The organism is Massilia sp. CCM 8734 (assembly GCF_011682155.1).
Classification (GTDB): domain Bacteria; phylum Pseudomonadota; class Gammaproteobacteria; order Burkholderiales; family Burkholderiaceae_D; genus Telluria_A; species Telluria_A rubra.
The window spans coordinates 22,067-35,964 of the sequence record NZ_WHJI01000015.1 but is presented as its reverse complement, the minus strand read 5'-3'; the positions used below and the strand labels follow the sequence as shown (position 1 = coordinate 35,964).

General features: G+C 64.9%; 13 protein-coding genes and 1 pseudogene. 10 read left to right on the top strand and 4 right to left on the bottom strand.

All coding sequences use genetic code 11. The features are described 5' to 3' along the window. The first annotated feature begins 217 nt into the window (after window positions 1-217). The 9 genes from F2P46_RS15680 to F2P46_RS15640 all read left to right on the top strand — a co-directional run bounded on the left by F2P46_RS15680 (window position 218) and on the right by F2P46_RS15640 (window position 10,260). Window positions 218-907, top strand: a complete 690-nt coding sequence (locus F2P46_RS15680; protein ID WP_166891310.1) for a response regulator transcription factor — start codon at window positions 218-220, stop codon at window positions 905-907. A 205-nt stretch (window positions 908-1,112) separates the two neighbouring features. Continuing rightward, window positions 1,113-2,387, top strand: a complete 1,275-nt coding sequence (gene hemA / locus F2P46_RS15675) for a glutamyl-tRNA reductase (protein ID WP_166891308.1) — start codon at window positions 1,113-1,115, stop codon at window positions 2,385-2,387. 82 nt (window positions 2,388-2,469) lie between these two features. Further along, window positions 2,470-3,546 (top strand): peptide chain release factor 1, encoded by a 1,077-nt coding sequence (gene prfA, locus F2P46_RS15670; RefSeq protein ID WP_166891306.1) that lies wholly within the window; start codon window positions 2,470-2,472, stop codon window positions 3,544-3,546. 221 nt (window positions 3,547-3,767) lie between these two features. Beyond that, a complete protein-coding gene (locus tag F2P46_RS15665) occupies window positions 3,768-4,241 on the top strand; it encodes a disulfide bond formation protein B (RefSeq protein ID WP_166891304.1) in 474 nt (157 codons plus the stop codon). A 2-nt stretch (window positions 4,242-4,243) separates the two neighbouring features. After that, window positions 4,244-5,077, top strand: coding sequence for a peptide chain release factor N(5)-glutamine methyltransferase (gene prmC / locus F2P46_RS15660; protein ID WP_166891301.1), 834 nt, complete (start codon window positions 4,244-4,246; stop codon window positions 5,075-5,077). Window positions 5,078-5,124: 47 nt separating this feature from the next. Next, the gene (locus F2P46_RS15655) at window positions 5,125-6,960 is read left to right on the top strand and encodes a DUF885 domain-containing protein (protein ID WP_166891298.1); all 1,836 of its coding nucleotides are present in this window, start codon (window positions 5,125-5,127) and stop codon (window positions 6,958-6,960) included. 143 nt (window positions 6,961-7,103) lie between these two features. Next, entirely contained in the window at window positions 7,104-8,696 is a 1,593-nt protein-coding gene (gene gshA / locus F2P46_RS15650) for a glutamate--cysteine ligase (RefSeq protein ID WP_166891295.1), read from the top strand. Between the two features lie 26 nt (window positions 8,697-8,722). Next, window positions 8,723-9,766, top strand: coding sequence for a histone deacetylase family protein (locus tag F2P46_RS15645; protein WP_166891292.1), 1,044 nt, complete (start codon window positions 8,723-8,725; stop codon window positions 9,764-9,766). An 11-nt stretch (window positions 9,767-9,777) separates the two neighbouring features. After that, complete coding sequence (locus F2P46_RS15640) at window positions 9,778-10,260, top strand: GNAT family N-acetyltransferase (protein ID WP_229509305.1); 483 nt, start codon at window positions 9,778-9,780, stop codon at window positions 10,258-10,260. Here the strand turns inward: F2P46_RS15640 and F2P46_RS15635 are convergent. Continuing rightward, window positions 10,235-10,891 carry an HAF repeat-containing PEP-CTERM protein gene (locus tag F2P46_RS15635; RefSeq protein ID WP_166891289.1) on the bottom strand — a complete coding sequence of 219 codons (657 nt, stop codon included), beginning with the start codon at window positions 10,889-10,891 and terminating at the stop codon, window positions 10,235-10,237. The genes F2P46_RS15640 and F2P46_RS15635 overlap by 26 nt on opposite strands. Here F2P46_RS15635 and F2P46_RS38260 point away from each other — a divergent pair. Further along, a complete protein-coding gene (locus F2P46_RS38260; protein WP_267875866.1) occupies window positions 10,857-10,988 on the top strand; it encodes a hypothetical protein in 132 nt (43 codons plus the stop codon). The two genes, F2P46_RS15635 and F2P46_RS38260, sit on opposite strands and share 35 nt — an antisense overlap. A gap of 15 nt (window positions 10,989-11,003) precedes the next feature. Here F2P46_RS38260 and F2P46_RS38815 read toward each other — a convergent pair. The 3 genes and pseudogenes from F2P46_RS38815 to F2P46_RS15625 all read right to left on the bottom strand — a co-directional run. Then, window positions 11,004-11,057, bottom strand: a pseudogene (locus F2P46_RS38815) (hypothetical protein); the annotation flags it as partial. Window positions 11,058-11,378: 321 nt separating this feature from the next. After that, the gene (locus F2P46_RS15630) at window positions 11,379-11,831 is read right to left on the bottom strand and encodes an FKBP-type peptidyl-prolyl cis-trans isomerase (protein WP_166891286.1); all 453 of its coding nucleotides are present in this window, start codon (window positions 11,829-11,831) and stop codon (window positions 11,379-11,381) included. Between the two features lie 134 nt (window positions 11,832-11,965). Beyond that, window positions 11,966-13,846 (bottom strand): potassium transporter Kup, encoded by a 1,881-nt coding sequence (locus F2P46_RS15625; protein WP_166891283.1) that lies wholly within the window; start codon window positions 13,844-13,846, stop codon window positions 11,966-11,968. Window positions 13,847-13,898: the final 52 nt, after the last annotated feature.

Sequence of the window (13,898 nt, the reverse complement as noted above, 5' to 3'; positions counted from 1 at the left end):
CTTCTAGACTCAAAAAGTCGATTGAAATCGGCGTTTTTCCAGTGTACCGTGTAATCAAACGAGGGGATGGCACGGCAGATCAGTTCGTTGCCGAATGTAAATTAATGTGTTCCAATTAGTGTTGCTTTGTAAAAGTCTGTTATATTCAGAGTAACTATTCAATAGCACAAGGTAGGACTCCTCCTACGACACGTTTTTACGTTCGACACACGCCACCATGAGAATTGCCGTCCTAGACAATGACCGCAGCCAGGCAGACCTGATTTGCCAGGTGCTGACCTCCGCCGGACACGTCTGTCAGTCGTTTGACAGTGGTAAAGATTTGCTCGGACAGCTACGTAAAGACAGCGTCGACATGCTGATCCTGGACTGGCAGGTGGCCGACATGAACGGCACCGAAGTACTGCGCCGCGCCAAGGAAAAGCTGCCCTCCACCACCCCCATGATGTTCCTTACCAGCAGCTCGGCCGAAGATGACATCGTGGCCGGCATCGGCGCCGGCGCCGACGATTACATGGTCAAGCCGCTACGCCGGGGCGAACTGGTGGCGCGCGTGCAAGCCCTGCTGCGGCGCGCCTACCCGGCCCAGAACGGGGCCGAACAACTCCAGTTCGGACCGTATATTTTCGAAACCCGGCCGGGCCGGTTGCTGATGGACGGCAACGTCATCGAAGTCACACACAAAGAATTCTACCTGGCACTGTTGTTTTTTCGGAATATCGGCCGTCCCCTGTCGCGCGCGTATATTCATGAAGCGGTGTGGATCCGCGAAACGGCGGTGCCGTCACGCACCATGGATACCCATGTGTCGCGTGTAAGAAACAAGTTGCAGTTGCGCCCGGAAAATGGCTTCAGGCTGGTGCCGGTGTACAGCTATGGATATCGGCTGGAAAAGCTTGGGGCGTAGCCTGAGCCGGCAAACTCGGCTTTGTTGTCCCCGCGAAGGTGGGGGATGACGGTTTTGCCAGTGGCGGAAACGACCGTAACGCAAGCGTGCCAAGATCGCCGCAACTTCCCCAATCGTTGCCCTCCCGCACCAAAAAACCCTCCTTTCAGTAGGTCCTTGACACATCACGGTATAATGGCGGTACACATCCGTACAATGTAAAGCCATGCAACTGCTCGCCGTCGGCCTCAATCACACCACCGCACCGGTCTCGCTTCGCGAGCAGCTGGCGCTCGCGCCTGACCAGCTCGGCCAGGCGGTGCAGGCGGCGCGCGGCTGGTTTGCCCGCATCGACGCCCGTGGCGGCGACGAAGCGGCGATCCTCTCGACCTGCAACCGCACCGAGATGTACGCCGCCAGCGATGTCGCCAATCCGCTCGATGCGAGCGCCCACTTCCTGGCCGATTACCACAAGCTCAACTTCGCCGAACTGCGCCCGCATCTGTACATGCTGCCGCACGATGCCGCCGTGCGTCATGCATTCCGGGTCGCCTCGGGGCTCGATTCCATGGTCCTGGGCGAACCGCAGATCCTCGGCCAGATGAAAGACGCGATGCGCCTGGCCGACGAAGCCGGGGGCCTCGGCACCTACCTGCACCAGCTGTTCCAGCGCAGTTTTTCGGTGGCCAAGGAAGTGCGCAGCACCACCGAAATCGGCGCCCACAGCGTGTCGATGGCGGCCGCCGCGGTGCGCCTGTCGCAACGCATCTTCGACAAGATCTCCGACCAGAATGTGCTGTTCATCGGCGCCGGCGAAATGATCGAGTTGTGCGCCACGCACTTTGCGGCCCAGAACCCGAAAAACATCACCATCGCCAACCGCACCATGGAGCGCGGCGAGACGCTGGCGCACCGTTTCAACGGCCGTGCGATCCGCCTGGCCGCGCTGCCCGAGCAGCTGGCGCAGTTCGACATCGTCATTTCCTGCACCGCGTCCTCGCTGCCATTGATTGGCCTGGGCCTGGTCGAGCGCGCGATCAAGGCGCGCCGCCATAAACCGATGTTCATGGTCGACCTGGCCGTGCCGCGCGATATCGAGGCCGAAGTCGGGCGTCTCGACGACGTGTTTTTGTACACCGTCGACGACCTCGGACAAGTGGTCCAGACCGGGTTGGAGAGCCGCCAGGCCGCCGTGGCCCAGGCCGAAGCCATCATCGAAACGCGGGTGCAGTCGTTCATGCACTGGATCGACGACCGCGCCATGGTGCCCGTCATCCAGGACCTGCAAGAAAACAGCGAAGCGATGCGCCTGTTCGAACTCGAACGCGCCAAAAAAATGCTGGCGCGCGGCGACGATGTCGACGCCGTGCTCGACGCCCTCTCCAAGGGCCTGACCGCCAAGTTCCTGCACGGCCCGCAGCAGGCGCTGCACCGCGCCCAGGGCGACGAGCGCGCGCGCCTGGCGACCTTGCTGCCCCAGTTGTTCCGCGGCCGCCGTTAGCGCCCAAGCCAGTTGTCGTACCGCGCCGCAGCCCTGCGGCCGTTCCCGGTTGTTAGCTTCCCTTACCTTACACGAGCACCCTATGAAACCATCGATGCTGGCCAAGCTGGATCAACTGGCCAACCGCCTTGTCGAACTTGACGAATTGCTCATGAGCGAAGGCGCCACCTCGAACATGGACGCCTACCGCAAGATGACGCGCGAGCACGCCGAAATCGGCCCGCTGGTGGCGCTGTTCAAGGAGTACCAGAGCGCCCAGGACGATATCGCCGACGCGCAGGAGATGCTCTCGGACCCGGACATGAAGGACTTCGCGCAGGAAGAAATCGAAGCCGGCAAGGCGCGCGTGGCGCAGCTGGAGATGGACCTGCAAAAAATGCTGCTGCCGAAAGACGTCAACGACGAGCGCAACATCTTCCTTGAAATCCGCGCCGGCACCGGCGGCGACGAGTCGGCCCTGTTCGCGGGCGACCTGCTGCGCATGTACGCGCGCTTCGCCGAGCGCAATCGCTGGCAGGTCGAGACGGTGTCGGAATCGGTGTCGGACCTGGGCGGCTACCGCGAAGTGATCGTGCGCCTGATCGGCAACGGCGCCTACTCCAAGCTCAAATTCGAATCGGGCGGGCACCGCGTACAGCGCGTGCCGGCCACCGAAACCCAGGGCCGCATCCACACCTCGGCCTGCACCGTGGCGGTGATGCCGGAAGCGGACGAAGTCGAAGACGTCAACATCAACCCGGCCGACCTGCGCATCGACACCTACCGCGCCTCGGGCGCCGGCGGGCAGCACATCAACAAGACCGATTCGGCGGTGCGCATCACCCACCTGCCGACCGGGATCGTGGTCGAATGCCAGGACGACCGCAGCCAGCACAAGAACAAGGCCTCGGCCCTGAAAGTGCTGGCGGCGCGCATCAAGGACGTGCAGTTGCGCGAGCAGCAGTCGAAGGAAGCGGCCACCCGCAAAAGCCTGATCGGCTCGGGCGACCGCAGCGAACGGATTCGCACCTATAATTTCCCGCAGGGCCGCATGACGGATCACCGCATCAACCTGACCCTGTATAAACTCGACTTCATCATGGACGGCGAACTGACCGAATTGACCAACGCGCTGGCGGCCGAACACCAGGCTGAATTGCTGGCCGCCCTCGGCGATTAAACAATTCGTAAGCCTTACGTTGTAGACTGTGCAATGCGGCGTACCCAGGCCGCATGTCAAGAGACGCCAGGGGACCTCGAACAACCGTAGCGAGCGGCGCAAGTGTCGTCCGAGAAGCGCAGCCGTACGAAGGTACGGTGAGCATCGCAGGACGACAATTGCGGCGCGCAGTAGGTTGTTCGAGGTCCCCGCAAACAAAAACACTTCTAGGACCTGAAACGATGCCCAACAACCGCACGCTCCTGATGACCCTTTCCGCCGTCTGCTTCGCCCTGATTGGCGCGGCGCTGTACCTGCAGCACTACAAGAACATGCTGCCATGCCCGCTGTGCGTGATCCAGCGCTACGCCTACTTCTTTTGCGGACTGGTGTGCCTGGCGGCGGCGTCGGCCAAGCAGTTCAAATTGTGGACCTTCTTCGGACTGGCCGGCTCCCTGACCGGCCTGTTCTACGCCGGCAAGCAGTTGTGGGTGCTGGCCCATCCGGGCCTGTCGTGCGGCATCGACCCGATGCAGACCATGCTCAATAAAGTCCCGACCGCGGTCTACCTGCCATGGATCTTCGAAGCCGACGGCCTGTGCGAAGACGCGGTCGACACCCTGCTCGGCCTGTCGATCCCGCAATGGTCGACCCTGTGCTTGGCCATCATCAGCGCCTTGCTGCTGTTCGTGCTGGCACGGCGCGGCAACCGCTGATCATGTGGACGATTGGCGCCGGCGCGCGCGTCGGCGCGCTGCAGTCGCTGCTGCCGCTCGACCCGCTGGAAAACCGCATCCTGGCCTGCCATGCGCTCGGCATCACGCGCATTGGCCTCATTACCCAGTCCGAACGGGTGCTCAGCGCGCCCGAGGCGGGGGCGCTGGCGGCGCTGGTGCAACGGCGCCTGGCGGGCGAACCGATTGCCTACATCGTCGGGCGGCGCGAATTCTACGGCCTCGATTTCGCCGTCAACCCGGCGGTGCTCATTCCCCGTCCCGACACTGAACTGCTGGTCGAACTGGCGCTCGAACGCCTGCCCGTGCGCGGCCGCATGCTCGACATGGGCACCGGCAGCGGCGCCATCGCGGTGGCCGTGGCGCACACCCGGCCCGACGCCGGCGTCACGGCGCTCGACGTCAGCGCCGCCGCGCTCGAGGTGGCGCGCACCAACGCGCAAGCCAACCGCGCCGTCGTGCGCTTCGTGCAAAGCGACTGGTTCGGCGCCATCGCCGGCGAGTCGTTCGACCTGATCGTCGCCAATCCCCCCTACATCGCCGACGGCGACGTCCACCTGGCCCAAGGCGATTTGCGCTTCGAGCCGGTCGGCGCGCTGACCGACCACGCCGATGGCCTGTCGGCACTGCGCACCATTGTGGCTGGCGCGCCACACCATCTGGCGGCCGCAGGCTGGCTGTTGATGGAGCACGGCTACGACCAGGCCGCCCAGGTGCGCGCCCTGCTGGCCGAAGGCGGCTACCGCGAGGTGCAGAGCTGGCGCGACCTGGCCGGCATCGAACGCGTCAGCGGCGCACGGATCGGCGGCGCCATATAAGTTCTGCGGTGCAACGTGCGCACCGTCCCCTTTGCTAAAATGATCAGATGCGCAAACTGATCGCCACCTCTGTCCTGATGCTCGCCCCGCTGGCCGCCGGCGCGGGGCAAGCCGGCGTGCCCGAACGGCCGGCGCAAGAGCGCCCGGCCGTCGAACGCCTCGCCGCGGAACGCCCCACAGCGGAACGACAGGCAGCCGACCAGCAGGCGCGCGCGCTGTTCGACGGCGACTGGGAATGGCGCCTGCAAAACCAGCCCGAATACGCCACCTCGGTGGGCGACTACCGCTACGACGCGGCCCTGAGCGAGACCACCCTGGTCGCCAGCCGCGCCGCCAATGCGCACCAGCGCAAGATGCTCGACCAGGCCAGGCAGATCGAGCGCGACAAGCTGAGTCCGCAGCAACAGCTGTCCTACGACCTGTTCGTGTGGGAGAAAGAACAGGCGGTCAAGGCGGCCGCCCTGTACCCGTTCCAGGCGCAGCCGATCAGCGCTTACGCCGGCCTGCACATCACGCTGGCGCAACTGGCCGCGCAGATGCCGTTCGCCACCGAGGGCGATTACCGTAACTACCTGGCGCGCCTGGACGCGGTGCCGGCCCACGTCGCGGGCCTGATCGAGCAACTGCGCGAAGGCATGCGCAGCGGCTGGGTGGCGCCCAAGGTGACCGTGCGCGCGGTGCCGCCGCTGCTCAAGCAGCTGCGCGAAAACGCGGTCGACGGTCCGCTCGGCCAGCCGTTCCGCCAGATCCCGGCCAGCATCGACAAGCCGGTGCGCGACGCCCTGGCGCTGGCCGGTCCGGCGGCGCTGCGCAACCGGGTGGCGCCGGCGCTGCAGGAGCTGGAAGAATTCCTGCGCAACGAATACGTGCCGGTCGCGCGCGAGTCGATCGCGGCCAGCGCGCTGCCGTCCGGCCTCGATTACTACCTGCTGGCGGTGACGCGCCAGACCACCATCGAAATGGCGCCGGCCGCCATCCACGCGCTGGGACTGAAGGAAGTGGCGCGCCTGCGCGCCGGGATGACGGCAGCGATCGCGCGCACCGGTTTTAGCGGCAGCTTCGCCCAGTTCATCGTGTTCGCCAAGACCGATCCGCGCCTGTTCTACACCAGCGGCGACGCGCTGCTGGCGCGCTACCGGCGCATCATCACGCGCGCCAACGCGGCCGTGCCGAAACTGTTCGCGACCGCGCCGGCGCAGGAAGTGCTGGTCAAGGCGGCCACCGGCGCGGGCACCGAGAAGCTGGGCGCGGCCTGGTACGAGGCCGGCGCCGCCGACCGGCCGGCGGCGTTCGTGGTCAACACCTCGCTGATCGAAACGCGCCCCATGTGGGAAATGGAAACGCTGGCCCTGCACGAAGCGCTGCCCGGCCACCACCTGCAGGTGGCGCGCGCGGCCGACATCGCCGACCTGCCGGCCTTCCGCCGCCACGGCTGGCACGGCGCGTATGGCGAAGGCTGGGCCTTGTACGCGGAAACGCTCGGCCCCGAGCTGGGTTTTTACAAGGATGCCTTTTCCGCCTTCGGCCACCTGAATGCCGAGATGTTCCGCGCGGTGCGGCTGGTGGTCGATACCGGCATCCACACCCAGGGCTGGACGCGCCAGCAGGCGCTCGACTACATGAACGCCAACACCGCCAACGCGCCGGGCGACAACGAGCTGGAAGTGGACCGCTACATCGCCTGGCCGGCGCAGGCGCTCGGCTACAAGGTCGGACAGTTGAAAATCCGCGCGCTGCGCGAGAAGGCGCAGGCCGCGCTGGGCAACAAATTCGACCTGCGGCGCTTTCACAGCGTGGTGCTCGATAACGGGCCGCTGACGCTGGCGCTGCTCGAACAGCAGGTCGACGCGTGGATCGCGGCGGCCAAAAAACCGGCCTCTTAGCGCGGCCGCATTGCATATACAATAATCTTTGTAGCAAAACCCAAGCCCCATCCCGGCAACAAATCCAACCCTCAGGCGCGCTGGCCGGATTTCGGTTAATCTCGCAGCACTTACCTATTTGGCAGTACAAGAAAGGATTCACCGTGTCGAACCAACTGACCCGCCGCCTGGCCCTGCTCGACGATGATGAACACCGCGCCCTGCTGGGCCAGGGCCTGCGCGGCATCGAGCGCGAAACGCTGCGCGTGGACCGCGCCGGGCGCCTGGCGCGCAGCGCGCACCCGCAAGCGCTGGGCGCTGCGCTGACCCACCCGCAGATCACCACCGACTACGCTGAAGCCCTGCTCGAATTCATCACGCCGGCGGAAAACGATATCGGCACCACCCTGCACAAACTCGACGCCATCCACCGCTACGCCTACACCAAACTGGGCGACGAAATGCTGTGGAGCGAATCGATGCCGTGCGAGCTGCCGGCCGAAGAAGACATCGACATCGCCTGGTACGGCAAGTCGAACATCGGCATGCTCAAACACGTGTACCGGCGCGGCCTGGCGCTGCGCTACGGTAAAGCGATGCAGTGCATCGCCGGCATCCACTACAACTACTCGCTGCCGGAGCAGATGTTCCAGCTGTTTTCCAGCAGCGAAGGCATCGCCGAAGAACGGCGCAGCGCGCTGCGCGACTTCCAGTCCGAAAGCTACATCGCCCTGATCCGCAACTTCCGCCGCTACAGCTGGCTGCTGATGTACCTGTTCGGCGCCTCGCCGGCGCTCTCCACCGGCTTTTTGCGCGGGCGCGAACACCAGCTCGAAAAACTGTCCGACGACACGCTGTACCTGCCGTATGCAACCAGCCTGCGCATGAGCGACCTCGGTTACCAGAACGACGCGCAATCTGGCCTGACGCCGCACGAGAACTCGCTCGAAAGCTATGTCAGCACCTTGATGGATGCCGTGAACCGGCCCTACAAGCCGTACCAGGCGCTCGGCACCAAGCGCGATGGCCAGTGGATCCAGCTTTCGACCAACGTGCTGCAGATCGAGAACGAATACTATTCGACCATCCGCCCGAAACGCGTGATCCGCACCGGCGAGCGTCCGGTGCAGGCGCTGTGCAAGCGCGGCGTGCAGTACATCGAAGTGCGCTGCCTCGATGTCGATCCGTTCGAACCGATCGGCATCAGCGTCGAAACGGGCCGCTTCATGGATGCCTTCCTGCTGTTTTGCGCGCTCGACGACAGCCCGCTGATCAACCACATGGAAAGCCTGGTCCACGCGCGCAATTTCGCGCGCACGGTCAAGGAAGGCCGCCGTCCCGGATTGGCCTTGACCCGCAACGGCGAAGAGATCGGCTTGCGGGAGTGGGCCGATCAACTGATCGAGCGCATCGCCCCGGTGGCGGCGCTGCTCGACAGCGCCCACAACGAAGACGGCGTGCATGCGGCCTCGCTGGCCGCGCAGCGCGCCAAGGTCGCCAATGCGGCCCTGACGCCATCGGCGCGGGTGCTGGACGAAGTGCGCGCGCTCGGCTCCTCGGCCGCCTTCGGCCTGCGCCAGAGCGAGCTGCATGCGGCGACCTTCCGCGACAGCCCCTTGATGCCGGCCGAAGCGGCGCTGTTCGACGAGATGGCGGCGGCCTCGCTGGCCGAACAAGCCATCATCGAGCAGACCCAGAGCGGCAGCTTCGACGACTTCGTGGCGGCCTACAACAGCAGCACATTATGTGGTGACTGAGGTGGTCACTGACAGCGGGAGCGGCCGTGCTGACCTTCTATAACGAGCACCATGCCCAGCACCGGGGGCGCCACGAGATGTTCCGCGGCGCCCTCGTGCCCTGCTTCGAAAAGCCGGAGCGGGTCGAGATGGTGCTGGCCGAATTCGAACGGCGCGGCCTGGGCAAGGTGGTCACGCCGCATGGCGTGTCGCTGGTCTCGCTCGAGCGCATCCACACGCCGCGCTACCTGCATTTCTTGCGCAGCGCCTGGAGCGAGTGGGTCGCGCTCGACGAAGCCAATGCCGACAAGGACGCGTTTCCGTCGGTGTGGCCGATCCGCGGCATGCGCACCGATATCGAGCCCGATAATTTTGCCGCGCGCATGGGCCTGTACTCGATGGACAGCGGCACCCCGCTCACGGCCGGCACCTGGATCGCCGCCAAGACCGGGGCCGACTGCGCGGTCAACGCCGCGCATGCGCTGCGCCTGGGCGAACGCGGCACCTTCGCGCTGACCCGCCCTCCCGGCCACCATGCGGGCGCCGATTTTTTCGGCGGCTACTGCTTCCTCAATAATGCCGCGCTGGCGGCCCAGCATTTGCTCGACGACGGCGCCAGGAAGGTCGCCATCCTCGATATCGACTACCACCATGGCAACGGCACGCAGAGCATTTTCTACAGCCGCAAGGACGTGTTGTTCATCTCGATCCATGCCGATCCGCGCGGCGAGTATCCGTTCTACCTGGGGCACGCCGGCGAGAGCGGCGACGGCGAAGGCGCGGGCTACAACCTGAACCTGCCGCTGGCGGCCGGATCGACTCCGGCGCAGTGGTTCCTGGCGCTCGAATCGGCCTGCGTCAAGCTGGCCGGCTTCGCGCCGGACGCGCTGGTGGTCTCGCTCGGGGTCGATACGTTCGCGGGCGACCCGCTGTCGTCGTTCGCGCTGCAAAGCAGCGATTTCCTGCGTATCGGCGAACGCATCGCCCATACCGGACTGCCGACCGCGTTCGTGTTCGAAGGCGGCTATGCGGTCAGCGAGATCGGCATCAATGTGGTCAACGTGCTTGAAGGTTTTGAAACCGCTAACTAGAACGCACAACAATGAAAGTAGAAACGATGACCATCAACCCGTCCATCGCCTGGGAATGGCGCCACTTCGACGAACTCTCCGGCGCCGACCTGTACGCGGTCATGGCCAGCCGCCAGGATGTGTTCATCCTCGAACAAACCTGCCTGTATCCGGACATGGATGGCTACGACCAGGGCGCGCACCACCTGCTCGGCTGGCACACGGTCGATGGCGCGCGCGTGCTGGCGGCCTACCTGCGCTGCCTCGCCCCCGGCGTGAAGTTCGCCGAGATGTCGCTCGGGCGCGTGCTCACCACCAGGGGGGCGCGCGGCGGCGGCAGCGGACGCGCCCTGCTGGCCGAGGGCATCGCGCGCGCCGAACGCCAGTATCCGGGCCAGCGCATCCGCATCGGCGCCCAGCAGCACCTGGCAGCGTTCTACGCCAGCTTCGGCTTCGCCACCGTCGGCGCGCCCTACGACGAAGACGGCATCATGCACGTCGATATGCTGCGCTGAACTTGCGGCTGCGCCACGCCAGCCCCAGCAGCGCCAATCCCGCCATCAGCATGGCCGTGGCGCGCGGCTCGGGCACGGGACTGGCCAGCTGCAGCAACAGGCCGCCGCACTCGTCGCCGCGGCAGCCCCAGGCCGCGATCTGGCCAGCGTCGTTGATGCCCACCGCGTCCCGCACCACCCAGCCCAGCGCCGGGTCGATCAGCGTGTTCAGGTCGCGCATCACGCCGTCGGCGTAGACGAAGCCGAACATGACGGGATCGGGCGGCTCGCCAAGATGGCCGACCACCTGCCCGAGCTTGTTGAGCGCCGTGCCCCAGCTGAGCAATTCACCCACCGATCCGAGCTTGCGCATGCTGCCGTCGGTGTACAGAAAGGCTTTTTCGCCGCCGTCCCAGGCGAAACCGGTGACCTGGCCCTTCTGGTTGATGGCGGCCGCGCCGCTCGAATCGTCGCTCCAGCCGGGCAGTTTGCTCATCACCCCGTTCTGGTAGATGAAGGCCGAGACCGGATAGGACGCATCCTTTTGCACCACCGAGGTGCCGACCACCTGCCCGGCGTTGTTGATGCCGGCGGCGGCCGCGTAGTCGCCGCCGAGCGTGCCGAGATCTTTCATCGTGCCGCCGCTGTGCAAAAAGGCCCTGGCCGGTCACCTCGCCGAAGCGGTTGAGCGCCGCGCCGGTGCTGCTGGCGCCGCCCAAGGTGCCGAGGTCGACGCCGCCGGCGCTTGACCACAGGTAGGCGTGCTCGTTGCGGGTGCCGACGATCTGGCCGGCATTGTTGATGCCGGCCGGGCTCATGCCATCGGGCAGGACGGTCACGGTATAGGTCGGTACAGCGGCGGCGGCCGTGGCGGCCGTGGCGGACAGCAACAGCGCGAGTGCAAGGCGAGTGGACATGGCGCATCCTCAAAGGTGGACAAGCTGCCATCGTGCGCGCCGCAGGGCCGCGCATGCTGTGTTATGTCATGCGTGCGCCGCGCAGGCGGCGGCAGCCCGGCATGGTCGATGGCGGGGAGGATCGGTATTGGCGGGCAGGCGTGCGCGGGCAGGCATGGCCCGATCCTTTCGGGATGGGAAAGGATCGGACAGCGGCGCACCGGAGGCGCGCCGGGAGGGAAATTACTTCACTTCGGTCAGTTCGATGTCGAACACCAGGCCGGCGTTGCCTGGAATGACGCCCCGGCCGGCGACGCCGTAGGCCTTGGCGGCGGGAATCGTCAGGGTGCGCTTGCCGCCCACTTTCATGCCCGGGATGCCGTCGGTCCAACCTTCGATCAGGTTGCCCGGGTTCAGCGCGAACGTGGCCGGCGTTTTGCCGACGGTGGTTTCGAACTGGGTGCCCTTGTTTTCCGGTTTGCTCGAATCGTACAGCCAGCCGCTGTAATGCACGGTAATGTTTTTGCCCAGCGCCGCTGTGGTGCCGGTGCCGATCACCACGTCCTTGCTGGCGAAGGTGGTCGGGTTGGTGACCGCCGGTGGCGGCACCTGGACCGGGCTGTCATCGGAACTGCCGCAAGCGGTCAGGGCGAGCGTGGCGACAAAGGCGGCGGCGAGAGTAAGCTTGAGTTTCATGGAATCCTTGGACGGTGACGGAAAAAGTTGCCAAAGTTTAGCAGCAGTTGCCCGTCACCGCACTATTCGTGTCGCATCAAAAGTGTGGCGATTATGTGGCGCATATGTATCGACTTGTATTGCGTCGCCGCCGATCAGATTTCAACCTGGGTACCCAGCTCGATCACCCGGTTCGGTGGAATCTGATAGTAGTCGGCGGCGCCGCGGGCGTTGCGCGACATGGTCACGAACAGGTGCTCGCGCCAGGGCGCCATGCCGCCGCCCGGAGCCGAAATGACGGTCTGGCGCGCGATGAAGAAGGACGTTTCCATCATCTCGAACGGCAGGCCGAGCTCGGCGCACTGGACCAGCACCTTGGGAATATCCGGTTCATCCTTGAAGCCGTAGAACACATTGATCTGGAAGCAGTTGTGGCCCAGGTCGGTCACCTTGGCCTGCTCGGCGGCCGGCACCCACGGCTCTTCCATCATGTGCACGGTGAGGAACACCACGCGCTCGTGCAGCACCTTGTTGTGGGACAGGTTGTGCAGCAGCGCATGCGGCACGCCGTCGCTTTCGCCGCGCAGGAAAATCGCGGTGCCGTACACGCGCGTGGGCGGCGCCACGAACAGCGACTGCAGGAATTCGTCGAGCGGAATGGCGTGCGACTGCAGGTTTTCGAACACCAGCTGGCGCCCGCGCTTCCAGGTCATCATGCCGGTAAACAAAATTGCGCCGAGCAACAGCGGGAACCAGCCGCCGTGGAACAGTTTCAGGGTGCTCGACGAGAACAGCATGATGTCCATGATGATGAAAAAGCCGGTCGCGCCGAAGCACAGCACCAGCGGCAAGTGCCAGCGGTAGCGGGTCACGAAAAAGGTCAGCACGGTGGTGCACAGCATGGTGGCGGTGACCGCGATACCGTAGGCGCCGGCCATGTCGTCCGAAGACTGGAAAATCAATACGCCGATCAGCACCACCACCAGTTGCAGCCAGTTGACGGCCGGGATGTAGATCTGGCCGATTTCGCTTTCCGAGGTGTGCAGCACGCGCATGCGCGGCATCAGGCCCAGCGCGATGGCTTGCTTGGTCATCGAGAAGGTGCCGGAAATGGTCGCCTGCGACGCGATCACGGCGGCCATGGTCGAGAGCAGCACCAGCGGGTAGATGCTCCAGCTGCCGAGCTGGTTGTAGAAAGGATTGCTGACGTGCTCGGGATGCATGATCAGCAGCGCGCCCTGGCCCATGTAGTTCAGCGCCAGCGCCGGAAAGGCGATCAGGAACCAGGCCGCGCGGATCGGTTTCTTGCCGAAGTGGCCCATGTCGGCGTACAAGGCCTCGGCCCCGGTCAGCGAGAGCACCACCGCGCCGAGCGCGATGAAGGCGGTGTACTTGTTTTCCAGCATGAAGCGCAAGGCATGCAGGGGATTGAGCGCGGCCAGGATCTGCGGCGCCTCGATAATATTGACCACGCCCATCACCGCCAGGGCGATGAACCAGACCAGCATGACCGGACCGAACCAGCGCCCGATGCCGGCCGTGCCGCGCCGCTGCACCGAATACAGGGCCACCAGCACCACGGCGGTAATGAGCAGCACCACCCAGTTGGGGATGCCGGGCAGCGCCACTTCCAGCCCTTCGATCGCGCCCAGCACCGAAATGGCGGGCGTGATCACGCTGTCGCCATAGAACATGGTGGCGCCGAACACGCCCAGCACCATCAGCGGGAAATACCATTTGGAGGCCTTGGTCACCGAATTGAGCGCCAGCGCCATCAAGGCCATGATGCCGCCCTCGCCGCGGTTGTCGGCACGCAATATCAGGGCGACGTACTTGAGCGAGACAATCAGGGTCAGGCCCCAAAAAATGAGGGAAATGATGCCCAGCAGGTTGGGGGTGTTCAGCGTGAGCCCGTGGTCTTCGTGGAACACGGCTTTGAGGGTATACAGGGGACTGGTGCCGATATCGCCGTACACGATACCGACGGCGGCCAGGGTCAGGGCCGCCAGGCTGCTCTTCTTGTGTTGCGCTGTCAAGATTGCACCATATTCTTGTTTTGGTGCATTGCACAATAAAAGATGACTGTGG

Bases quoted from the DNA above. Each gene is read 5' to 3' on its own strand.
- F2P46_RS15680 (WP_166891310.1), top strand. From the start codon at position 218: ATGAGAATTGCCGTCCTAGACAATGACCGCAGCCAGGCAGACCTGATT.
- hemA (WP_166891308.1), top strand. From the start codon at position 1,113: ATGCAACTGCTCGCCGTCGGCCTCAATCACACCACCGCACCGGTCTCG.
- prfA (WP_166891306.1), top strand. From the start codon at position 2,470: ATGAAACCATCGATGCTGGCCAAGCTGGATCAACTGGCCAACCGCCTT.
- F2P46_RS15665 (WP_166891304.1), top strand. From the start codon at position 3,768: ATGCCCAACAACCGCACGCTCCTGATGACCCTTTCCGCCGTCTGCTTC.
- prmC (WP_166891301.1), top strand. From the start codon at position 4,244: ATGTGGACGATTGGCGCCGGCGCGCGCGTCGGCGCGCTGCAGTCGCTG.
- F2P46_RS15655 (WP_166891298.1), top strand. From the start codon at position 5,125: ATGCGCAAACTGATCGCCACCTCTGTCCTGATGCTCGCCCCGCTGGCC.
- F2P46_RS15640 (WP_229509305.1), top strand. From the start codon at position 9,778: ATGAAAGTAGAAACGATGACCATCAACCCGTCCATCGCCTGGGAATGG.
- F2P46_RS15630 (WP_166891286.1), bottom strand. From the start codon at position 11,831: ATGAAACTCAAGCTTACTCTCGCCGCCGCCTTTGTCGCCACGCTCGCC.